This window comes from Halomonas sp. 1513, assembly GCA_001971685.1.
Lineage (GTDB): Bacteria > Pseudomonadota > Gammaproteobacteria > Pseudomonadales > Halomonadaceae > Franzmannia.
Map to the genome: position 1 here is coordinate 1,973,564 of CP019326.1, position 22,610 is coordinate 1,996,173.

18 protein-coding genes are annotated in these 22,610 nt (G+C 67.4%); 10 read left to right on the forward strand and 8 right to left on the reverse strand.

Going from position 1 to position 22,610, the window contains the following annotated elements:
* Positions 1–15 precede the first annotated feature (15 nt).
* Entirely contained in the window at positions 16–1,683 is a 1,668-nt protein-coding gene (locus tag BWR19_08800; GenBank protein ID APX93016.1) for a mammalian cell entry protein, read from the reverse strand.
* Positions 1,683–3,005 carry a paraquat-inducible membrane protein A gene (locus tag BWR19_08805; GenBank protein ID APX93017.1) on the reverse strand — a complete coding sequence of 441 codons (1,323 nt, stop codon included), beginning with the start codon at positions 3,003–3,005 and terminating at the stop codon, positions 1,683–1,685. The genes BWR19_08800 and BWR19_08805 overlap by 1 nt, the downstream gene beginning before the upstream one ends.
* A 162-nt stretch (positions 3,006–3,167) precedes the next feature.
* Here BWR19_08805 and BWR19_08810 point away from each other — a divergent pair, with 162 nt between their 5' ends.
* The 10 genes from BWR19_08810 (at position 3,168) to BWR19_08855 (ending at position 14,990) form a co-directional block, all read left to right on the forward strand.
* The gene (locus BWR19_08810) at positions 3,168–4,148 is read left to right on the forward strand and encodes a calcium/sodium antiporter (protein ID APX94967.1); all 981 of its coding nucleotides are present in this window, start codon (positions 3,168–3,170) and stop codon (positions 4,146–4,148) included.
* Positions 4,149–4,251: 103 nt separating this feature from the next.
* Positions 4,252–5,217 carry a phosphonate ABC transporter substrate-binding protein gene (locus BWR19_08815; GenBank protein APX93018.1) on the forward strand — a complete coding sequence of 322 codons (966 nt, stop codon included), beginning with the start codon at positions 4,252–4,254 and terminating at the stop codon, positions 5,215–5,217.
* 77 nt (positions 5,218–5,294) lie between these two features.
* Positions 5,295–6,119 (forward strand): phosphonate ABC transporter ATP-binding protein, encoded by an 825-nt coding sequence (locus BWR19_08820; protein APX93019.1) that lies wholly within the window; start codon positions 5,295–5,297, stop codon positions 6,117–6,119.
* Positions 6,119–6,934 (forward strand): phosphonate ABC transporter, permease protein PhnE, encoded by an 816-nt coding sequence (locus BWR19_08825; GenBank protein APX93020.1) that lies wholly within the window; start codon positions 6,119–6,121, stop codon positions 6,932–6,934. The genes BWR19_08820 and BWR19_08825 overlap by 1 nt, the downstream gene beginning before the upstream one ends.
* A 13-nt stretch (positions 6,935–6,947) precedes the next feature.
* Positions 6,948–7,763 carry a phosphonate ABC transporter, permease protein PhnE gene (locus BWR19_08830; GenBank protein APX93021.1) on the forward strand — a complete coding sequence of 272 codons (816 nt, stop codon included), beginning with the start codon at positions 6,948–6,950 and terminating at the stop codon, positions 7,761–7,763.
* A gap of 267 nt (positions 7,764–8,030) precedes the next feature.
* Positions 8,031–9,446, forward strand: coding sequence for a cytochrome ubiquinol oxidase subunit I (locus BWR19_08835; GenBank protein ID APX93022.1), 1,416 nt, complete (start codon positions 8,031–8,033; stop codon positions 9,444–9,446).
* Between the two features lie 3 nt (positions 9,447–9,449).
* Positions 9,450–10,451: a cytochrome d ubiquinol oxidase subunit II gene (locus BWR19_08840; protein APX93023.1), complete on the forward strand. Its 1,002-nt coding sequence runs from the start codon at positions 9,450–9,452 to the stop codon at positions 10,449–10,451.
* A 10-nt stretch (positions 10,452–10,461) separates the two neighbouring features.
* Entirely contained in the window at positions 10,462–12,129 is a 1,668-nt protein-coding gene (locus tag BWR19_08845) for a thiol reductant ABC exporter subunit CydD (GenBank protein ID APX93024.1), read from the forward strand.
* A complete protein-coding gene (locus BWR19_08850; protein ID APX93025.1) occupies positions 12,126–13,844 on the forward strand; it encodes a thiol reductant ABC exporter subunit CydC in 1,719 nt (572 codons plus the stop codon). The genes BWR19_08845 and BWR19_08850 overlap by 4 nt, the downstream gene beginning before the upstream one ends.
* Positions 13,845–13,991: 147 nt before the next feature.
* A complete protein-coding gene (locus BWR19_08855; protein APX94968.1) occupies positions 13,992–14,990 on the forward strand; it encodes an adenosine deaminase in 999 nt (332 codons plus the stop codon).
* An 11-nt stretch (positions 14,991–15,001) separates the two neighbouring features.
* Here the strand turns inward: BWR19_08855 and BWR19_08860 are convergent, their stop codons facing one another.
* From BWR19_08860 to BWR19_08885, 6 genes are all read right to left on the reverse strand, one after another.
* Positions 15,002–15,622: a hypothetical protein gene (locus BWR19_08860; protein ID APX93026.1), complete on the reverse strand. Its 621-nt coding sequence runs from the start codon at positions 15,620–15,622 to the stop codon at positions 15,002–15,004.
* Between the two features lie 29 nt (positions 15,623–15,651).
* Positions 15,652–16,101, reverse strand: coding sequence for a GNAT family N-acetyltransferase (locus BWR19_08865; protein APX93027.1), 450 nt, complete (start codon positions 16,099–16,101; stop codon positions 15,652–15,654).
* 345 nt (positions 16,102–16,446) lie between these two features.
* Positions 16,447–17,787: a guanine deaminase gene (locus tag BWR19_08870; protein ID APX93028.1), complete on the reverse strand. Its 1,341-nt coding sequence runs from the start codon at positions 17,785–17,787 to the stop codon at positions 16,447–16,449.
* 36 nt (positions 17,788–17,823) lie between these two features.
* Positions 17,824–18,660 (reverse strand): xanthine dehydrogenase accessory protein XdhC, encoded by an 837-nt coding sequence (locus tag BWR19_08875; GenBank protein ID APX94969.1) that lies wholly within the window; start codon positions 18,658–18,660, stop codon positions 17,824–17,826.
* Between the two features lie 28 nt (positions 18,661–18,688).
* Positions 18,689–21,166, reverse strand: a complete 2,478-nt coding sequence (locus tag BWR19_08880) for a xanthine dehydrogenase molybdopterin binding subunit (protein ID APX93029.1) — start codon at positions 21,164–21,166, stop codon at positions 18,689–18,691.
* On the reverse strand, positions 21,150–22,610 hold the full coding sequence (locus tag BWR19_08885; protein APX93030.1) for a xanthine dehydrogenase small subunit: 1,461 nt from the start codon (positions 22,608–22,610) through the stop codon (positions 21,150–21,152). Before BWR19_08885 ends, BWR19_08880 begins: the two co-directional genes overlap by 17 nt.

The window sequence follows — 22,610 nt, forward strand, 5'->3', positions numbered from 1 at the left end:
TGCGCGAAGTTTCACCTAGTCGCGGGGTGCCCGTGGTTCGGGGTCATCACCGCTGCGACGATCGAAGATCAGCGCACTGGGCTGCTCGCTGATGGTGCGCGCCGCGGGCTGCAGGTCGCGCATCAGGCGCTCGAGGCGCTGCATGGCGCCGGTCAGTTCGCGATAGGCATCGGACTCCGGCGACAGCCCCGAGAGCGTCTCGCGCAGCTCGATCAGGCTGCGATTGAGGTTGTCGGGCATCTCGCGGGTCGCCGGATCGTCGACGATGGCCTGGAAGGTGCCGGTCAGCTCACGCACCTCTTCCAGCATCGCCTCGGACTGTGCCAGGTTGCGGTCGAGCCCGCTGAGGAGCGGTTCTATCTCGAGGTTGTTGAGCTTGTCGAGCAGGTTGCCGACCTGGGCCTCGATTTGCGCGAAGCCGCCGGTGGTGGTCGGGAACACGCGACGCTCCTCGAAGACCTCGGCAACGTACTCGCCCTCCAGGTCGCGCTGGAAATTGAGATCGACGAACATGGCCCCGGTGAGCAGGTTGCCCGACTTCAGCGAGGCGCGCAGGCCCATGTCGAAGAGGCGTTCGAAGCGCGTTTCCCACTCTTCCAGGTCGAAGCGCGCATCGTCATCGTCATTGCCTATGCGCTGCGGCTCGATGCGCACCAGCACGGGGATGGCGAAGCCCTGGCGTCCCTCGGGCTGGGTCGCGCTGAAGTTCCACGGCACGCTGGCCACGGTGCCGATGCGTACCCCGCGGAACTCGACTGGGGCGCCGCGCGACAGGCCGCGGACGGTGCCATCGATCAGCAGCACATACTCCAGGTAACGGTTGAAGCTGCCCTGCTGGGCACTGTCTTCGTCGGGATACAGGCTGAAGGTGGTGTCGGGCTCGACCATCGGGCCCAGCGGCACGTCCTCGGGGACGCCGAAGGTCACGCCGCCGCCCAGCAGCGCCTCCAGCGACTCGACGTTGACGCGCACCCCTTCCGAATCGAGGCGCAGGTCGATACCGCTGGCCGACCAGAAGCGCGTGCTCTCGGTGACCAGCACGTCATAGGGGCTCTCGATGAACAGCCGCTGACGCATCTGACGATTGGCGGCGTCGAACTGGGCGTCTTCGACACGTCCCACGGTATAGCCCTGGTAGGTGACCGGGTCGCCGACGCGCAGCGAGTTACCCAGCTGGCTGACCAGGTTGATGCGAATCCCTTCGGCGTCCTGGGCGGCGATCGGCGGCTGGTCGAGCACCTCGAAGTCGCGCCGCGGCGACTCGCTGCTGCCCGGCTGCAGCTGGATGTAGGCGCCCGACAGTACGGTGCCCAAGCCGCTGATGCCCTCGCGGCCGATGCGCGGCTTGACCACCCAGAAGCGTGTGTCGTCGACCAGCATGCGCTCGGCGTCGGGGCTGATGCGCGCCACGATCTCGGTGCTGCGCAGGTCATCCGACAGGCCGACCCGCTCGACCCGGCCGATCTCGACGTTGCGGGTCTTGATCAGGGTGCTGCCGGCTTCGATGCCCTCCGCGTTGTCCATCACCAGGGTGATCTGGGTGCCGCGCTGCAGATAGTTGTCATAGGCCAGCCACAGGCCGATCAGCACGGCCACGATGGGCACGATCCAGATCGGCGAGATACGCCGCTGGCGCCGGCGCTTGGCCTTGTGGGGGAGAGCAGCGGGGCGGTCTTCTGACATCAGGCGGTTCCTCGAGCAGCGGGCTCGGTGGTGGCGCGGCGGGGCGGATCGTCCCAGATCAGGCGCGGATCGAAGGTCATGGCGGCGAGCATGGTGAGCACCACCACTGCGCCGAAGGCGAGCGCGGCAGGCCCGGGTGTGATCGACATCAGGGCGCCGGCGCGGATCAGTGCCACCAGCATGGCGACCACGAAGACGTCGATCATCGACCAGCGGCCAATGAACTCGGTGATTCGGTATAGGGTGGTGCGCGTGGCGTTGCTCAACTCGTCGCTGCGATTGATCATCAGACACAGCCAGGCCAGGGCCAGGATCTTGCCCACCGGCACGACCACGCTGGCGACGAAGATCACCGTGGCCACCGGCCAGTCGCCCATCTGCCACAGCTCCACCACGCCGCCGATGATCGTCGACTGGGAGGTGTGGCCCAGGGTGGTGGTGGTCATGATCGGATAGACGTTGGCCGGGACATACATCACCACCGAGGCGGCGAGCAGCGCCCAGGTGCGCTGCAGGCTGTGCGGCAGCCGGGCATGAAGCCGCTCGCCGCAGCGTCGGCACTGGCCATGGCCGTCGGCGGTGAGGCGGTTGACCAGGCCGCAGGTGGGGCAGCCGGTGACCCGCTGGGGTGCCGCGGTCTCGCCGGTGCGCACGCCGCGCGGGGCCAGCGGCTCGCCGGCCAGCGAGAACCACATCCAGTCCGAGTCCACCGACTGGGTGGTGTAGAGCAGCAGGATGGCGAAGACGCAGAACGCCCAGAAGGCCACGCCGAATTCTATCTGCGCCATGCCGGCGACCTTGATCAGGCTGACCAGGGCACCAATGATGAACACGTCGGCCATCATCCACGGATGCAGGTGAGACAGCGAACGGGCGATGCCGCGGCTGAACGGCATCGGTTGGCGCCTGAGCAGCCCATACTGCAGCCAGATCATGCCGCACAGATAGACCGCCGGCAGCACGATGATGGTCAGCGCTACGGCAATCGCCACCAGCGGCTGATGGAAGCCGAGCATGGTCGAGGCGGTCTCGGAGAGTTCGATGCGATTGCCGACGCCGCCGACCTGAAAACTGATGAACGGAAAGCTCACCGCCATCATCAGCGCTATCAGGGCACTGCAGGCCAGCGCCATGCTGCGCTGGGCCGGGCGATAGTGACGCTTGCTGAGGGTATGGCCGCAGCGCGGGCAGTCGGCGCGCTCGCGGGCGCGCAGCGGCGGCAACGCCACCACCAGGTCGCATTCATGACAGGCGCGCAGGCGCCGCCGCGTGCGGGGCGGTGATCCTGATGCCTGAGGCGTGTCGATGGCGGTGTCGGTCATGGTCAGCGTTACCGTCGAGGGGTGGGCCGGCAATCACTGAATTAGTGCCGTGCTGCCCATCCAGTCTGGCATTATGCCGACTGTGATACCACAGTTAAACATTCAATCGTGAATGTTCGATGCAAGTGGTCTCCGGGGTTATGAAGAGGACGGCATATGGAGATTTGGCTGCCGCTGGCGGCGATCGTGGTTGGGCTGGTGATTCTGGTGTGGAGCGCCGAGCGCTTCGTCGATGGCGCGGTGGCCACGTCGCGACGCCTGGGGCTGTCGCCGCTGCTGATCGGCATGCTGGTGATCGGCTTCGGCACCTCGGCCCCGGAGCTGATGGTCTCGGCGCTGGCCTCGCTGGAGGGCAGTCCGGGACTGGCACTGGGCAACGCCTACGGTTCCAACATCACCAATATTGGCCTGATCCTGGGGCTGGTGGCGCTGATCTCGCCGCTGGCAGTGCACTCTCAGGTGCTGCGCCAGGAGCTGCCGATGCTGGGCGCGGTGACCCTGCTGGCGGCCTGGCAGCTGCGCGACGGGGTGATCAGCGGCATTGATGCCGCCGTGCTGCTGGTGGCGCTGGCGCTGTTCATCGGCTTCAGCATCTGGCGCAGCCGCCAGCGCGCGGGCCGCGAGGATGCGCTGGCCAGCGACACCGCCGACAGCCTCGAGCAGCAGGCGATGTCGCTGTCGCGCGGCGTGCTGTGGACCCTGCTGGGATTGACGCTGCTGATCGTCAGCTCGCGGATCCTGGTGTGGGGCGCGGTGGAGATTGCAGCGGCCTTCGGCGTCAGCGACCTGATCATTGGCCTGACGGTGGTGGCGGTAGGGACCTCGCTGCCCGAGCTCGCGGCGTCGATCAGCGCGCTGCGCCGTCGCGAGCACGACCTGGTGCTGGGCAATGTGGTCGGCTCCAACCTGTTCAATACCCTGGCGGTAGTCGGGCTCGCCGGCGTGATCACGCCTATCGACGCGGGCCCCGAGGTGTTGGCCCGCGACTGGCTGGCGATGGCCGTGATGACTGGCCTGCTGGCGCTGTTTGCGCTGGGCTGGCGGGGTCGCCCGGGCCGCATCAATCGCTACGAGGGCGCGACGCTGCTGGCGCTGTTCGTCGCCTATACCGGTTATCTGGTCGGCAGCGTACTGGTTCCCTGAGTGTCATCGCACTGTCGTTGAAACGACACGCAACCGTTGCCTGAGTGTCATCCACGCCGCCTAGGGTAGTGCCTCGTAGACCCTACCAAGACGAGGCACTCCCATGGCATTTCCCCATGCAATGTATCGCACCCTGCTAGGCACTGGCGCCGCCGGCCTGGTGCTCTTTTCGAGCCTGGCCAGCGCCGATTTGGCGCAGCGCTTCAGCGACGCCGATGGCGACCTGGTGGCCGACGCACCCAGCGATGAGTCGCAGTGGGTCGACCCGGATACGCTGGTATTTGCCTACACGCCGGTCGAAGACCCAGCGGTCTACGCCGAGGTGTGGGCGGGTTTCCTCGAGCATATGGAGGAAGTCACCGGCAAAAGCGTGCAGTTCTTCCCGGTGCAGTCCAACTCGGCCCAGCTCGAGGCGATGCGCGCCGGCCGACTTCACGTGGCGGGCTTCAATACCGGCGGCGTGCCGGTGGCGGTCAACTGTTCAGGCTTCGTGCCCTTCACCATGATGGCTTCCGAGGATGGCTCCTTCGGCTATGAGATGGAGATCATCACCTACCCGGGCAGCGGTATCGAGAGCGTCGAGGACCTTGCCGGACGCAATCTGGCCTTCACCTCGGAAACCTCCAATTCGGGCTTCCGCGCCCCCTCCGCGCTGCTGCGCTCCGAGTACGGCCTGGAGGCCGACGAGGACTACGAAACGGCGTTTTCTGGTAGCCACGACAATTCCATCCTCGGTGTGGTCAACCAAGACTACGATGCCGCCGCCATTGCCAACTCGGTGGCCGCGCGGATGATTTCCCGCGGCGTGGTCGACGAGGGCGACTACGACATCGTCTATACCTCGGAGACTTTCCCGACCACCGCCTACGGCCACGTCTACAACTTGCACCCCGAGCTCGCCGACAGCGTCAAGGAGGCCTTTGAGACCTTCGATTGGGAGGGCAGCGCGCTGGAGGAGGAGTTCGCCAACTCCGGTGAATCGCAGTTCATCCCGATCACCTATCAAGAGCACTGGGCGGTGATCCGCACCATCGCCGATGCCAACGACGTCACCTACGACTGCGACTGATCGCTGCCATTACATGACGGCCGCCAACGGGAGAGCCAATGCTCTCCCGTTGGCGTGACGCGACGGGAGATACTCTGATGCTTACCCTAAGCGCGGTGACCAAGCGCTATGCCACCGGCGACCTGGCCCTCAACGATATTCATCTATCGCTGCCCCGCGGCCAGGTGATGGCGCTGATCGGCCCCTCGGGGGCCGGCAAGAGCACCCTGATTCGCTGCGTCAATCGGCTGGTCGAGCCCAGCGGCGGCAGCATAGATCTCGAAGGTGTCGAATTGATCGGCCTCTCCTCGAGCCGCCTGCGCCAGGCACGCCGGACGATGGCGATGATCTTCCAGGAGTACGCGCTGGTCGATCGACTCACGGTGATGGAGAACGTGCTCTCCGGGCGGCTCGGCTACGTCGGCTTCTGGCGCAGCTTTCTGCGCCGCTACCCCGCGGCGGACGTGGTCGAGGCGTTTCGCCTGCTCGAACGTGTCGGCCTGACTCACGCGCTCGACAAGCGCGCCGACGCGCTGTCCGGCGGTCAGCGCCAGCGGGTGGGGATCGCCCGTGCCCTGCTGCAGGACCCGCGGCTGCTGCTGGTCGATGAGCCCACCGCAAGCCTCGATCCCAAGACCTCGCGCCAGATCATGCGTTTGATCCGTGAGCTGTGTGCCGAGCGCAACCTGGCCGCGATCATCAATATTCACGACGTGGCCCTGGCGCGGCAGTTTGCCGATCGCATCGTCGGGCTGCGCGCCGGCGAGATCGTCTTCGACGGCAAGCCCGGCGAACTCAACGCCGAGATTCTCACCACCATCTACGGTGAGGAGGATTGGAGTAGCGACGAGGAGGGCGCCGCCGACGATGTCCCCCAGGCGTCTCAAGCGCCCAGGCCGCTGCTGGCCGTGGGAGGCGAGTGATGAGTGCGCTGCGTGAGCAACGGGCGCAGCAGGGCGAGTGGCGCCCGCTGCCGCTGATCGGCGATGCGCGGCTGCGCTGGCTGCTGGTGCTCGGCGTACTGGTGTATCTGGTGCTGGCGCTGAGCTCGATCAGCGTCAACTGGGCGCGGGTCGCCGAAGGCATGAGCCGCGGGCTCAACTTCCTGGCCGCCTTTACCCAACCGGATTTCGTCAGCCGCCGCGGCGATATCGTCAACGGCCTGCTGGAAAGCCTGACCATGACCCTGACCTCGACGGTGATCGGTATCGCGCTGGCGATTCCGGTGGGGCTAGGGGCGGCGCGTAATATCTCCCCGCTGCCGGTTTATCTGCTGTGTCGCGGCATCATCACCGTGTCGCGGACTTTCCAGGAGATCATCATCGCCATCCTGTTCGTGGTGATGTTCGGCTTCGGCCCCCTGGCGGGGATGATCACCCTGGCGTTTGCCACCATCGGCTTCATGGCCAAGCTGCTCGCCGAGGACATCGAGGATCTCGACTGGCGTCAGGTCGAGGCGGTACGGGCGACCGGCGCCAGCTGGTGGCAGACCATGAATCACTCGGTGCAGCCACAGGTGATGCCACGTCTGATCGGTCTCTCCATGTACCGTCTGGACATCAACTTCCGAGAATCAGCAGTGATCGGCATCGTCGGCGCGGGCGGCATCGGCGCGACCCTCAATACCTCGATCAGCCGCTACGAGTACGACACCTCGGCGGCGATCCTACTGATCATCATTGGCATCGTGCTGCTGTGTGAGTACAGCTCCAGCCACGTGCGCCGCTGGACCCAATAACCGAGGATATCCAATGCCTGTTTCGACTAATCAGCAGGGCGAACCGATCTGGCGCCTGCGCACCAGTCGCGCCCAGTGGCTGGGCTATCTCGGCTGGCTGGTGGGCATGTCGCTGTTCCTGCTGTGCTGGAAGCTGATTTCCGACAGCACCATGTGGGTATTCGTCCATGATGCCGGCCGCCAGGGTAGCGATCTGATCAGCCGTATGCTGCCGCCGCAGTGGGCCTATGCCCATCGGCTGTGGAAGCCGATGTGGGACACCATCAATATCGCCACCCTGGGTACGCTGCTGGGTATCGCCATGGCGTTTCCGGTGGCCTTCCTGGCCGCGCGTAATACCACCCCGCACCCCCTGATCCGCAGCGCGGCCCTGGTGATCATCGTCGCCTCGCGTTCGATCAACTCGCTGATCTGGGCGATGCTGCTGGTCACTATCCTGGGGCCGGGGGTGCTGGCGGGTATCATCGCCATTGCGCTTCGCTCCATCGGCTTCGTCGGCAAGCTGCTCTATGAGGCCATCGAGGAGATCCACCCCACGCCGGGGGAGGCGATCAGCGCCACCGGGGCCAGTCGCATGCAGGTGATGAACTACGCCGTGCTGCCCCAGGTCATGCCGGCCTTCGCCGGGATCAGCGTGTATCGCTGGGACATCAACATCCGCGAATCGACAGTACTCGGCCTGGTCGGTGCCGGGGGCATCGGGCTGCAGCTCAACTCGGCGATCAACAGCCTGGCCTGGAATCAGGTCAGCGTGATCTTCGTGATGATCTTCGTCACGGTACTGGCCTCGGAGTGGGTGTCGGCCAGGGTGCGCCGCGCCATCATCTAAGCTGCGGCAACGCGACACACCGTTAGCGAAGAAACCTTCTTTAGTTGTACGGCTCCTATACGTAACATGACCCCAGCGGCGCCAACCGGCGCCGGACATGGGTGCTAATGCCGCTAAGCGTCTAGGCTTAGGGCGGTAATGCCCCGCCGGTCGCAGAGGAATGCGCAACGGCCTGTTTGGCCCGAGTGACAAGACGTGGTGGCGCGGCGCCACCTGCTCGCATCAACCGCGGCGTTCCGAGTCAGTGTCTTCGTAGGGAGTATGATGATGGAGCTTGATCCGCTCGTCCTGTCACGCATCCAATTCGCCTTCGTGGTCTCGTTCCACGCTATCTTTCCGGTGTTCACCATCGGGCTGGCGTCCTATATCGCCTTGCTGCACGGCCTGTTCTACAAGACCGAGAACCCCGCCTGGGAGCGTCTGGCGGTATTCTGGACCAAGGTCTTCGCGGTGGTGTTCGGCATGGGGGTGGTGTCGGGCATCGTGATGTCGTTTCAGTTCGGTACCAACTGGAGCAACTTCTCCCAGGCCGCTGCCAACTTCCTGGGGCCGGTGCTCAGCTACGAGGTGGTGACCGCCTTCTTCCTCGAGGCCGCGTTCCTCGGGGTGCTGCTCTTCGGCCGCGGCAAGGTGCCCCAGGGGGTTCACCTGTTCGCCGCGATCATGGTCGCCATCGGTACCTTCATCTCGACCTTCTGGATCCTCTCTGCCAATAGCTGGATGCACACCCCGGCGGGCGTCGAGTTCACCGACAACTCGTTTTTCGTGGTGTCGTGGATGGAGGCGATCTTCAATCCGTCGTTCCCGTATCGCTTTGGGCACATGGCGCTGGCGTCGTTCATCACCGGCGGTTTCGTGGTCGCCGGGGTCAGCGCCTGGTACCTGCTCAAGGGGCGCGACGTGGAGGCCAACAAGCGCGCGCTGTCGATGTGCCTGTGGCTGCTACTGTTCCTGACCCCGGCCCAGGCGCTGATGGGCGACTTCCACGGCCTCAATACCCTGGAGTACCAGCCGACCAAGGTGGCGGCGATGGAGGGCAACTGGGAGACTAGTGAGGGGGTGCCGTTGCTACTCTTCGCGCTGCCTGACCAGGCGGCCCAGGAAAACCGTTTCGAGGTCGGGATCCCGCGCCTGGCGAGCCTGATCCTGACCCACGACCTCGACGGCGAGGTGCCGGGCCTCAACGAGGTCAGCGCCGAGGAGCAGCCGCCGGTAGCGCTGGTGTTCTGGGCCTTCCGGGTGATGGTTGGCATCGGCCTGCTGATGATTGCGGTGTCGCTTGCGGGGCTGGTGCTGCGGCGCGGCGGCCGTGTCTATGAGCATCGCGGCTTTCTGCAGCTGCTGCGACTGATGAGCGTAACGCCCTTCATCGCGGTGCTGGCGGGCTGGATCGTTACCGAAGCGGGCCGTGCGCCGTGGCTGGTCTACGGCATCATGACCCACGCCGAAGGCCTGACGCCCTCGCTGACCGGCGGCATGGCGCTGTTCACCTTGATCGGCTACGCCGCGGTCTACGGCGTGGTGTTCTATGCCGGGGTCTACTACCTGACCCGGGTGGTGCGCAACGGCATGGTACCCAAGGAGGAAGAGCGGTTGATCGATGAAGTGGAGCGGCCCATGCGCCCGTGGTCGGCCACGCACATCCCGTTCGATGACGATCCGGCACCGGCGGAGAGGAGCTAAATCATGGAGATGTTCGATCTGTCACTGATCTGGGCGCTGATCATCGGCTTCGGGATCATGATGTACGTGCTCATGGATGGCTTCGATCTGGGCCTGGGGATCCTGTTCCCGTTCGCCCCGGACGAAGATGCCCGCGACGTGATGATGAACTCGGTGGCGCCGGTGTGGGACGGCAACGAGACCTGGCTGGTGCTGGGCGGGGCCGGCCTGCTGGGGGCCTTCCCGCTGGTCTACTCGGTGTTTCTGCCGGCGCTGTATATCGGCGTGTTCCTAATGCTAGCGGGGCTGGTATTCCGCGGCGTGGCCTTCGAGCTGCGCTTCAAGTCGCGCAAGAACCGCCACTGGTGGAACCGCGCCTTCTGCTGGGGCTCGTCGGTGGCGGCCTTCGCCCAGGGTGCGGTGGTCGGCACTTATATCCAGGGCTTCGAGACCGAGAACTTCGCCTACGTCGGCGGCGCCTTCGACTGGCTGACGCCGTTCACCGTGCTCACCGGCATCGGCATGATGATCGGCTATGCGCTGCTGGGGACTACCTGGCTGATCCTCAAGTCGGAGGGCTACATCCAGGACTGGGCCTACCGGATCACGCCCCGACTGCTGATTGGCGTGGTGGCGATCTTCTTCGCCATTAGCCTGTGGACGCCGTTCGTCAATCCTGTCGTCTGGGAGCGCTGGTTCGGCAACATCCAGATCATCTGGATACTGCCGGGGCTTGCCACGCTGTGCATGGCGCTGCTGGTGATGTCGATCAGGCAGCGCCGCGAGCTGCTACCGTTCATGTCGACGCTGGGCATCTTCCTGTTCACCTACCTCGGCCTGGTGGTCAGCAAGTGGCCGGTAATCGTGCCGCCCGACTACACCATCTGGGACGCCGCCTCGGCGCCGGAGTCGCAGCTGTTCCTGCTGATCGGCGTGCTGTTCGTGATACCCATCATCCTGACCTATACCGCCTGGACCTACTGGGTGTTCCGCGGCAAGGTCAAGGTGGGTGAGGGCTATCACTAAGGCAGCGGCGATGCAGCAAGACGATACGCCGCTGACACCGCGGCTGTGGCTGCAGCGCCTGGCAAGGCCGCAGCGACGGCTGACGGGGCTCGCCATCGCCGCGGGACTGTTCGCGGGGCTGGCCACCATCGCCCAGATGGCGCTACTGGCATGGTGGGTCAGTGCGCTGCTGGTCGGCGGTGCCAGCGTGGCGGATCTGACCGCGGTGGCCGCGGCGCTGATTGCCGTGCTGCTGCTGCGCGCTGGCGCCCAGTGGGGGCAGGACGTGGCCGGCCAGGAAGCCAGCCTGCGGATTCGACAGGCGGCGCGGCGGGAGCTGCTGGCACACGTCGAGGCGCTGGGGCCTATACGCCTCGGCGGACGCCACAGCGCTGCCCTGGGGAGCCAGCTGGTCGAGCAGGTCGAGGCGCTGGACGGCTACTTTGCGCGCTTCCTGCCGCAGCTGCGCCTGGCCGTGGCGATCCCCGCGCTGATTGCCGTGCTGGTGCTGTGGCTCGACTGGCTGGCGGCGCTGTTCCTGCTGCTGGCGGCGCCCATGATCCCGCTGTTCATGGCGCTGGTGGGGATCGGCGCCGAACGCCTCAATCGACGCCAGTTCGCCGCCGTCAGCCGGCTCTCCGGCCACTTCCTCGACCGCGTACGCGGCATCACCACCCTGCAGCTCTTCAACCGTGCCGACCAGGCCACCGCCGAGGTGCATGCCGCGGCAGATGACTATCGTCGCCTGAGCATGCGTACGCTGCGGCTGGCGTTTCTCTCCTCGGCGGTACTCGAGTTCTTCGCCGCGGTGGCCATTGCGGTGCTGGCGATCTATATCGGCTTCGGTCTGCTCGGCTATATCGACTACGGCCCCTCGCCGCAGCTGACGCTGTTCAGTGGCCTGCTGATCCTGCTGCTGGCGCCGGAGTTCTTCCAGCCGCTGCGCACTCTGTCCCAGCACTACCACGACCGAGCCGCGGCGCTGGGTGCCGCCGATGCGCTGGTGGCGCTGCTCAATCTGCCTTCGCCGAAAGGCGACGCCCGGCGCCAGCCAAGCGACGACCAGTCGGGGGTGTCGCTGGATGGGGCGAGCGTCAGCTTTGCCGGTCGCGGGCGGGTGCTGGGGCCGTTGGCTCTCACCATCGCGCCCGGCGAGTGCGTGGCGCTGGTGGGTCCCTCTGGCGCCGGCAAGTCGACGCTGCTGCAGCTGATCGCCGGCTTCGTGGATAGCGATGGCGGTCGGGTGAAGGCGCCCTGCGGCGAGATCGCCTGGATGGATCAGCGCCCGCTGCTGATCCACGGCAGCCTGGCCGACAACCTGCGCCTGGCGTCGCCGCAGGCAAGCGACGCGGATATCGAGCGCGCGCTCGAGCAGGCCGGGCTCGGCGAGTTGCTGGCGGCCCTGCCGGAGGGCATCGATACGCGATTGGGCGAGCGTGGTGCCGGCCTCTCCGGCGGCCAGGCCCAGCGCCTGGCGCTGGCGCGGGTGTTTCTGTCGCCTGCCTCGCTGGTGCTGCTCGACGAGCCCACCGCGAGTCTCGACGACGACACCGAGGCGGCGGTGATCCTGGCCCTGCAAACCCTCAGGCGGGAGGGGAGGACGCTGGTCCTGGCCACCCACCATCCGGCGCTGATGGCGATGGCCGATCGGGTAGTCCGCCTGGTGGATGGCCGGCTCGATGAGGAGGTGCGCCCATGAGCCTCTACCGCGAACTGCGCCCCTGGCTCAAGCTGCTGGGCCGGCGGCGCGGACGACTGGCGATGGGCGCGCTGCTGATGGCGATCACCGCCTTCGCCGGCATCGGCCTGCTGGCCCTGTCGGGGTGGTTCATCACCGCCACCGCCTTGACCGGCATGCTGCTGGCGGCCGGGGTGGCGGCGAGTCTCGATGTCTATGTCCCCGGCGGCGGGATACGCTTCTTTGCGGTGACCCGCACCGTGGCCCGCTATCTCGAACGGCTCTATAACCACGATACGGTGCTGCGTCTGCTGGCCGACCTGCGCGGCGGCATGTTCCAGGTGCTGGTGCGGCTCGACGGCCAGGCGCTGTCGAGGCGTCGCGCCAGCGAGTGGTTGAACCGTCTGACCGCCGATATCGATACCCTCGACAGCCTCTATCTGCGACTGCTGGCCCCGCCGCTGGTGGCGCTGCTGGCGATCCTGGGGCTGACGCTGCTGATCGGGGTGTTCCTGCCGCTGGCCGGTATGGTCGCCGGGGGCATGCTATTGCTGCTGTGGGCGCTGCTGACGCTGGGACAGGCGCGCCTGGGCATGGCCGCCAGTCAGCGCCGCGTGGCGGCGCTGGACCGGCTGCGCAGCCGTGGTATTGAGCATGTGCAGGGCCTGGCGGAGCTCAGCGCCTATGCCAGCCTGGCAGCCCATCGCAGCGAGCTGGCGCGGCAGGAGCAGCGGCTGTACGACGACCAGCGCCTGCTGGGACGGCGTGCCGCCCTCGGCAATGCGCTGGTGGGGCTGGGGATCGGCGTGACGCTGCTGGCGGTGCTGTGGTTGGCCAGCCTGGCCTATGCCCGAGGTGCCTTGAGTGGGCCGCTGATGGTGATGATGCCGCTGGCGGTGCTGGCGCTGGCCGAGACCCTGGGCCTGTTGCCGACCGCCTTCACCCAGCTGGGCGCGACCCGCGCCGCGGCCCGGCGCCTCAATGCCATGGGCGCCGCGCAAGCGGCGATTGCCGACCCCCAGCAGCCGTCTAACCTGGGCTCGGCGACCCCGTGCCTCGCGTTCCACGCTGTGTCGCTGCACTACCCCGGGGCGCTGCAGCCGGCGCTCGATGGGGTCTCGCTGCGCCTGGCTGGCGGTCAGCGGTTGGCGCTACTCGGTGCGTCGGGGTCAGGCAAGTCGAGCCTGGCCCAGCTGGCCACCCGGCTGATCGATCCCCAGGCGGGGCGGGTGACTCTAGACGGCCAGCCGCTGGCGGAACTGCGACTGCGCGAGGTGCGAGGGTGCGTCGGGCTGCTGACCCAGCAGGGTGAGCTGTTCGATGACAGCCTGGCCGCCAACCTGCGGCTGGGCGCTGCCCAGGCCAGCGACCAGCAGCTGTGGCAGGCGCTGGCGACGGTCGAGCTGGATGCCTGGGCGGAGCAGGCGCAGGGCCTGGCAACGCGGGTCGGCGAGGGCGGCCGTCAGCTCTCGGGTGGCCAGGCACGTCGCCTGTGCCTGGCGCGGCTGCTGCTGGCCGAGCCGCGCATCGTGATCCTCGACGAGCCCTTCGCCGGGCTCGATGCGGCCCTCGCCGAGCGCATCGCCGCGCGCCTCGACCACTGGCTTGCCGGACGCAGCCTGCTGCTGCTCTGCCACCAGCGCGACGGCCAGCCGCTGGCGACGCTAGGCGTGAGCGACTGGACGCAGTTAGCGGCGGGGCGGGTGGTGGCCTCGAATCACGCTTGGCCTCGATAACGCCCTGTGAGGCTTGCTGACCGAATCGTCCCGAACGGTGCTTCGATCGCTAACGTTGGCATACGTCGCACAGGCTGATTTTGCGCAAACGGTCAAAGTGTCGCAGGATGGAATAAATCCGCGCCGATGCCTGATCAGGAACTCATCATGCAAGACTTCATCACCCGCCTACCCAAGGCCGAACTGCACCTGCATATCGAGGGCTCATTGGAGCCCGAGCTGATGTTTGCCCTCGCCGAGCGCAACGGCATCACGCTGCCCTACGCAAGCGTCGAGGAGGTGCGTGCGGCCTACCAGTTCGATGACCTGCAGTCGTTCCTGGATCTCTACTATCAGGGCATGAGCGTGTTGCGCACCGCCGAGGATTTCTTCGACCTGGCCATGGACTACTTCCGCCGCGCCAGCGCCGAAGGCGTGGTCCACGTTGAGCTGCACTTCGACCCTCAGGCGCACCTGGCGCGGGGCATCCAGCTGGGGGTGGTAATCGAGGGGCTGGCCCGGGCCTGCCGGCTGGCGATGCGCGAGCTCGATCTCAGCACTGCCCTGATCATGGCATTCCTGCGCGACCGCCCGGCCGACGAGGCGATGCAGGTACTCGAGCGCGCCGCCCCTTACTGGGAGATGCTCGACGCGATAGGCCTGGACAGCGCCGAACACGGCCATCCACCGGAGAAGTTCGTCGAGGTCTTCGAGCGCGCCCGGGCGCTGGGTATCGCACGGGTGGCCCACGCCGGCGAGGAGGGGCCGCCGGCCTATATCACTCAGGCGCTGGACCTGCTCGACGTGTGCCGCATCGATCACGGCGTGCGCTGCCTGGAGGACCCGGCGCTGGTGGAGCGGCTGCGTGAGCTAAAGATGCCGCTCACCGTCTGCCCGCTCTCCAACGTCAAACTCAAGGTGGTCGAGCGCATCGACGACCACCCGCTGCCGCAGCTGCTCGACGCGGGCCTGCTGCTGACCATCAACTCCGATGACCCGGCCTATTTCGGCGGCGGCATGCATGACAACTTCAGCGCCTGCCAGCGCGCCTTCGGCTGGTCCGAGGCGACCCTGCTGGGGCTGGCGCGCAATGCCATCGAGGTGGCCTTCATGGACGACGCGCGACGCGCCGAGCTGCTGGCGCGCCTCGACGCCCTCGCTGAGTAAGTCACCAGGCGCTACTCGAGATTGCGCATCCACTGCTTGACCAGGCGCCGGTCGCGGCGCCGGGTCAGGCGCTGGGTGTCGAGCTGGGCCGGGGTGATCGAGCAGGCATCGCCATCATTGTCGAGAATGAAGCGGCGTCGTGCGCCCACCGGCTGGTCCTCAGAACCGTAGATGGCGATGACGCGCAGCTCGATGACCTTGAAGGTCAACTCGCCGCTGGGGCGATGACCGTCGAGCTCGATATCGTGGTCCTCGGCAACCCGCTGTATCAGCTCCTTGAAGCTGCCGATATGCAGGTAGCCGCCGGATGACAAGGGCCCCTGGTGGCTGCGATATTCGGTTTGACCGTCGTCGTTGGACTGCTGGTAGTCGCTGACATCGAGCAGCAGCGGCTCTTGCGAGGTCTCGATACGTACCACGATATGCTGGATGAAGATCGCCTCGGCGCTCATGTTGCTGATCAGGCAGAGTGAGTCGATGTCCTTGCCCTGGCCGCGGTTGATGATCAACCGCGCACGGCGCTGGCGAACATAGCCGTTGTAGAGCAGCTGGGCGTAGAACACCCAGACGAAGAGGGTGAGGACACCGGCGATCGCATTGATCGCCGGGGCGTGATCGCTGATCCATTGCATGCGGTGAACGTCCTGTTCGCGTTGCTGGTTTACTGGGTGTCGAGCTGATAGGTCTGCCAGTCGCTGTGCGTGGCGTGGCGGTCGTATACGGCGCGACCGCGATAGTTCTGCTCGCGGGTGATCCAGCGCACGAACGGCCAGCCGTGGCCGCGCGCCTCCTCACGTAGCGTCTCGAGCATGGTGTCGACCGCGCCGCTGCCGCGATGGGCCGGGTCGACATAGAGGTCGTCAAGGAAGCCGATATGCGTGCCGCGCAGCGGCGACGGCATGGCGCGGTAGTGCATCAGGCCGATGGCCTGTCCGTCCTCGCTCTTCGCCAGCCGGCAGAAGAAGGCCATGTCCGGCTGCTGAATCCAGTCCCAGACGGTGTCCAGCGTCTGCTCGGTCATCGGCACGCCGTAGTAGTCGGCGTAGCCGCGGTAGAGGCGCGTCCATTCGGGGCGGTCGGCGGCCTGGGGGGATACCAGGGTGACGGTCATGGCGATACTCCGCTGGGTAAAGGCATTGGCACAGCGACCAGACTACCATCGGTCGCCGAGATCGCCAGCGTATCGCTTGCCCGGAACGACACCGGCCGCAGCCGGTGCCGTCATGCGGGTTGCTGCGAGGGTCGCTGTTACGGCAGCGCCGGCACCTCGAACTTACGGCCGAGTATTTCACTGCCCAAGATGGCGACGGTGTCCTCGCGGGGCGCGATGGCGTCACTCTTCATGTGGGGGAGGTCACAAGCATATAACGCAGGCAAAAAAGGGGCGACCATCAGAGATGGTCGCCCAATCAGCGCAACGCTTACGTACCTGATGCACGGAGCCCCGTGCGCGGATTCAGGGCGTAGAGGCGGCGTCGCGCTGGTGCACACATTCACCGTTGGCCCAGGTGGCATAGACGCTGCGGTCGTCGCCGAGCATCATCAGCGCGAACAGCTGCTCGGCGAGGTTGCGGGTCCTGGCGCTGCGGCGGGCCAGCAGCGGGGTGGCGGCGGGGTCGAGGACCACGATGTCGGCCTCCTTGCCCTGGCGCAGGCTACCGATGTGGGTGTCGAGGTGCAGCGCCCGGGCGTTGCCCAGGGTCAGGCGGTAGAAGCCCTGCCAGGCGGTCAGCGGCTGGCCGAGCAGCTGGCCGACCTGGTAGGCCGCCTTGAGGGTGGCCAGGCCCGACAGGTCGGTGCCGCCGCCGACGTCGCTGGCCAGGGTGGTGTTGAGACCGGCGTCGCGGCACGCCAGGCGGTCGAACAGCCCGCTGCCCAGGAACAGGTTGGAGGTCGGGCAGAAGGCGATATTGGCGCCGGCGGCGGCCAGCCGGTTGCGCATCGGCTGGTCTAGGTGGATGCCGTGGGCGAAGGTGCTGCGCGGCCCCACCAGGCCGTAGCGCTCGTAGACGCCGAGATAGTCGCGGCAGTCGGGAAACAGCTCGGCGACCCAGTCGATCTCGCCCTTGTTCTCCGATAGATGCGTCTGCAGGTGCAGATCCGGCGCGGTGCGCAGGATGCCGCCCACGGTATCCAGCTGCGCCGCACTGGAGGTCGGCGCGAAACGCGGCGTCAGCGTATAGCCGAGGCGGTCCTTGCCGTGCCAGTCGCCGATCAGCCGCTCGCTGTCGCGTACGCCGCTCTCGACGCTGTCGGTCAGCGCCTCGGGGGCGTGGCGGTCCATCAGCACCTTGCCGGCCAGCATGCGCAGGCCGCGGCGCCGGGCGGCGGCGAAGAAGGTGTCCACCGACACCGGGTGCGAGGTGCAGAACACCTGGGCGGTGGTGGTGCCGACTCGCAGCTGCTCGTCGAGGAATGCCTCGGCGACATTCTCGGCGTGGGCGCGCTCGGCAAAGCGGCACTCCTCTGGGAAGGTGTACTCGTTGAGCCAGTCGAGCAGCTGGCGGCCGTAGGAGGCCATGATATCGAGCTGCACGTAGTGCACGTGGCTGTCGATGAAGCCGGGCATCATCAGCTTGCCGGCATAGTCGACCTGCTCGATGCCGGCGGGCAGCTGCGGGGCCAGCTCGGCATAGTCGCCGATCGCCTGGATGCGGCCATCGACCAGCCAGATGGCGCCGTCTTCCAGGTGCAGCAGGCTGCCGGGTTCGGGCGTGTCGCCTTCACCGGGGTCGTTTAGAAAGCTCACCACGGGTCCACGCAGCAGGCGTCCCGCTGAAGGGTCAGCGTTGGTCATGTTTTTCTCCATTTGGGCGGGGGCTCGGCCCCGCCGTCATTCGTCCGTCGGTGGCGCAAATGCCTTGCGCAGGGTGTCCGGGGCAACGCCGCGGCGATCGTCGTGTTCTACGCCAGGCTTGAGCGTCAGCAGCTCGGTCACTACCGATAGCGCGATCTCGTAGGGCAGCTTGCCCTTGGCGCCGGTCACCCCGATCGGGCAGCGTACCTCGCGTTCCAGGCGCGCCTGTGCATGGCCGGCGTCGCGCAGGCGGCGCTGGAAGCTGGCCCACTTGCTGTGCGAGCCGATCAGGCCGATGGAGGCGCAGTCGCCACGGGCCAGCAGGGCATCGACCAGCGCACAGTCCTCGCCGTGGTCGTGGGTCATCACCAGCGCATGGCAGCCGCGGGGCAGCGTGGCCACCGCCGCCGCCGGGTCCGGCGCGTGGTGCTTTGCCAGGCGCGGCTGCTGCTGTGCGGGGAAGACGTCGTCGCGGCTGTCGAACCAGTCCACGCGCCACGCCAGCGGGGCGAGCAGGCCGACCAGTGCCTGGCCGACGTGGCCGGCACCGAACACCGCGACCTGCATCTCGGCGCTGGCGAACAGCTCGATCAGCACGTGCACATAGCCGCCGCAGCACTGGCCGCTGCGCCCGCCGAGGGGAAAGGCCTCGAGGCGGGTGCCCGATTCGCCGCGGGCCAGCGCCTCGCGGGCGCAGGCGATGACCTGGAACTCGAAGGTGCCGCCACCCAGGGTGTCGTGCACGGCGTCCTCGGTGATCACCATCTTGGCGCCGGGCTCGCGGGGCGTGGAGCCCGCCGCGCCGACCACGCTGGCCAGGGCGTGGGGCTGCGCCTCGCGCTGCAGCGCGTGCAGCGCGGCGTGCCAGGGCAGGGCGCTGCCTTGCTGCTGCAGCGATGCCTCAGGCCGGTCCACGATCGGCCTCTTGCGCCTTGGCGGCGTGACGCAGCGCCTCGGCGGCCATCAAGACCCGCTCCGGCGTGGCCGGGGTGTCCAGCCGCGGGCACTGGCGATAGTCGGCAAGGCTCGACAGCGCGTCGCGCAGCGCCGACCACACCGCAATGCCGAGCATGAACGGCGGCTCGCCGACCGCCTTGGAGCGGTAGATGCTGGCCTGGGAGTTGGGGTGACCCTGCATCAGCTCGACGTTGAACAGCGGCGGCAGATCGCCGAAGGCGGGGATCTTGTAGGTCGCGGGGCCGTCGCTGACCAGCCGGCCGGCGTCGTTCCACTTTAGCTCCTCGCTGGTCAGCCAGCCCATGCCCTGGATGAAGCCACCCTCAACCTGGCCAATATCGATGGCCGGGTTCAGCGAGTCGCCGACGTCGTGGAGGATATCGACCCGGTCGACCTGGTACTCGCCGCTCAGGGTATCGACGCTGACTTCGGCCACCGCGGCGCCAAACGCGTAGTAGTAGAACGGCCGGCCCTTGGCAGTCTCGCGGTCGTAGTGGATCAGCGGCGTGGAGTAAAAGCCCTTCTCCGACAGCGAGATGCGCGATAGATAGGCGGCCTGCACCAGCTCGCCCCAGGGGATACGGCACTCGGCCTCGCCGCTGCCGGCGATCAGCTCGCCGCCCTCCAGGCGCATGCCCTCGCGGTCGAGGCCGCCGCGGTCGGTGCCGAAATGCTCGGCGGCGAAGTCGAACAGCCGCTCCTTGAGCCTGAGGCTGGCATCACGGGCGGCCTGGCCGTTGAGGTCGGCGCCGCTGGAGGCTGCGGTGGGCGATGTGTTGGGCACCTTGTCAGTGCGCGTGGCGGTGATGCGCACCTGCTCCAGGTCGAGGCCCAGCTCGCGGGCCACCACCTGGCACACCTTGGTGTGCAGGCCCTGGCCCATCTCGGTGCCGCCGTGGTTGATCATCACGCTGCCGTCGGTATAGACGTGGAGCAGGGCACCGGCCTGGTTGAGGTGCTTGGCGGTAAACGAGATGCCGAACTTCACCGGCGTCAGCGCCAGGCCCTTCTTGATGATCGGGTTGCCGGCGTTGTGGGCAGTGATGGCCTCACGGCGCGCCCAGTAGTCGCTGCTCTGCTCAAGCTGGGCGATCAGGTCGTGCAGCAGGCCGAGCTGCTCCACCGGCTGGCCATAGTGGGTCACGTCGCGCTTGATGCCGTGCTCCTCGGCGGCGCGATAGAGGTTGCGCTTGCGAATCGTCAGCGGGTCCTCGCCGAGGCGCCGGGCAATATCGTCCATGGCCGCCTCGATGATCATCATGCCCTGGGGGCCGCCGAAGCCGCGGAAGGCGGTGTTGGAGGCGGTATGGGTCTTGGCCCGCTGGCCGGTGACCCGCGCGCGGCCCAATGAGTAGGCGTTGTCGGCGTGGAACATGGCGCGGTCGACGATCGCCTCGGAAAGATCCGGCGAGTAGCCGCAGTCGCCGATGACGCTGATGTCGCCGCCCTGCAGCACGCCCTGGGCATCGAAGCCGAGCGTGTAGCGGTTATGGAAGGGGTGGCGCTTGCCGGTGGCGCGCATGTCCTCGGCACGCGGCAGGCGTACGCGCGTGGTGCGCCCGGTGCGCCGCGCGATGATCGCGGCGATGCAGGCCCACGGCGATGCCTGGGTCTCCTTGCCGCCGAAGCCGCCGCCCATGCGGCGCATCTCCACGGTAACGGCGTGGAAGGGAATGTCGAGCACCTCGGCGACCAGCTTCTGGGTCTCGCTGGGGTGCTGGTTGGAGGTGTGCACGATCACCCCCTCGTCCTCGGTGGGCTGTACCAGGCAGGCCTGGCCCTCGAGGTAGAAGTGCTCCTGGCCGCCGACGAACTGCTCGCTGTCGATCACGTGGGCCGCGCCGTCCAGCGCCGCCTGCCAGTCGCCGCTCTGCTGCACGTGGGTGGGGCGCACGAACTCTTCACGCTGGGCGGCGGCCACCGGGTCGAGGCTGGCCGGCTGCTCGTCGATCTCGATCTCGGCCAGGGTCACGGCGCGGCGCGCCGCCTGGTGGCTGTCGGCAGCCACCGCGAACAGGCACTGGCCTACGTAGCTGATCTCGTCGTCGGCGAAGATCGGGTCGCCGGGAAACACCGGGCCGATATCGGTATGGCCGGGCACGTCGACGATGGTGATCACATCGACCACGCCGGGGGCGGCCTTGACCTTTTCCAGGTCGAGGCGGGTCAGGCGGCCGTGGGCCACCGGTGATAGCCCCAGCGCCACGTGCAGGGTATCCGCCGGGGCCTGGAGGTCGTCGATATAGGCGGCGCGGCCGGTGACGTGCTTGATGGCACTTTCGTGGGCGCGGCTCGCGCCCGCCGCTCCCTGGCGGCTGACGTCGCTGATATCACGGGCCAGCGGGCCATCGCCCTTGTTGCGGCCCTGCTGGTCGGCGCGTGCCTTGACGGAAGCGGGCGAAATATCAGTGAGCGTACGCATGCAGGGTCACCTCCGCGTCGATGGTGTTGTCGGTGTCGATCATCAGCCGCAGGCGCTCGAGCAGGTTGCCCGCCGCCACCTGGCGATACTCGGCGCTGCCGCGTACGTCGCTCATCGGCTGGAAGTCATCGGCCAGCGCTGCCCGCGCCGCGGTGAAGGCGTCGGCGCTTGGCGCCTGTCCCTCGAGGGCGGCCTCGGCGCCTGCGGCGCGCTTGGGAATCGCCGCCATGCCGCCGAAGGCCAGGCGTACGTCGCGCATCACGCCGCCTTCTAGGCGCCAGGCGAAGGCGCCCAGCACCGCGGAAATATCGTCCTCACGGCGTTTTGACAGCTTCCAGACCTTGAGATTCTGGTCGTCGTTGGGCCGCGGCAGGAAGATCGCGCGGATGAATTCGTTGGCGCCAAGCGCGGTCTGCTTGTAGTCGAGGAAGAAGTCGCCAAGCGGCAGCTCGCGCTCGCCGTCGGGGCCGTCGAGGCTGACGCGGGCGTCGAGGGCCAGCAGTACCGGCGGCGAGTCGCCGATCGGCGAGGCGTTGGCGACATTGCCCCCCAGGGTGCCGCGATTGCGGATCTGCTTGGAGGCGAAGCGATGCAGCAGATGCGCGAAGGCGGGGTAGTGCTGCTCGAACAGCGGCTCGAGGCGCGAGTAGGTGACCGCGGCGCCGATCCACCAGCCTTGCGGCGTCTCTTCGATGGCGTTGAGCTCGGCCACCTGGCGCACGTCGATCAGATCGTCCAGCGCCTTGAGCTGCTGGGTGGTCTCCAGCCACAGGTCGGTGGCGCCGGCCACCAGCCGCGCCTCTGGGCGCTCGGCCTTGAGCTGGCGCAGGGCGGCGAGGTCGCGTGGGGCGACATAGTGGCCGCCGCTGCTGGAGACGGCCTTGGCCGCACGCAGCTGCGCGACATTGCTGGCCAGGTCGGGATCATCGGCCCATAGCGGGTGGGTGTCGGGATAGTCGTTCATGCTCAGGGCGGCATCGCGGATCGGTCGGTAGCCGGTGCAGCGGCACAGGTTGCCGCCCAGCACCTCCTCGAGGCGCTGCTGGCTCAACGGCGCCGGCGTGCGGCGCTGCTCCTCGTGCAGGGTGAACAGCGACATCACGATGCCCGGCGTACAGAAGCCGCACTGGCTGCCGTGACACTCGACCATGGCGGCCTGGGCCGGGTGCAGCGCATCGCCGCGGGCCAGCCCTTCGACGGTCACCAGGTGGCAGCCGTCGAGCTGGTGGGCGGGGGTGATGCAGCCGTTGGCGGCCTGATAGCGCAGCGCGCCATCGTCGCTGGGTTCGCCGATAGCCACGGTGCAGGCACCGCAGTCGCCGGAGGCGCAGCCTTCCTTGGTGCCGGTCTGGCCCAGGCGGGTGCGCAGGAGTTCGAGAATGCTGGTGTCGGCGGGCACGTCGTCGCACCGCTGACGCTTGCCGTTGAGGTAGAAGTCGATCAT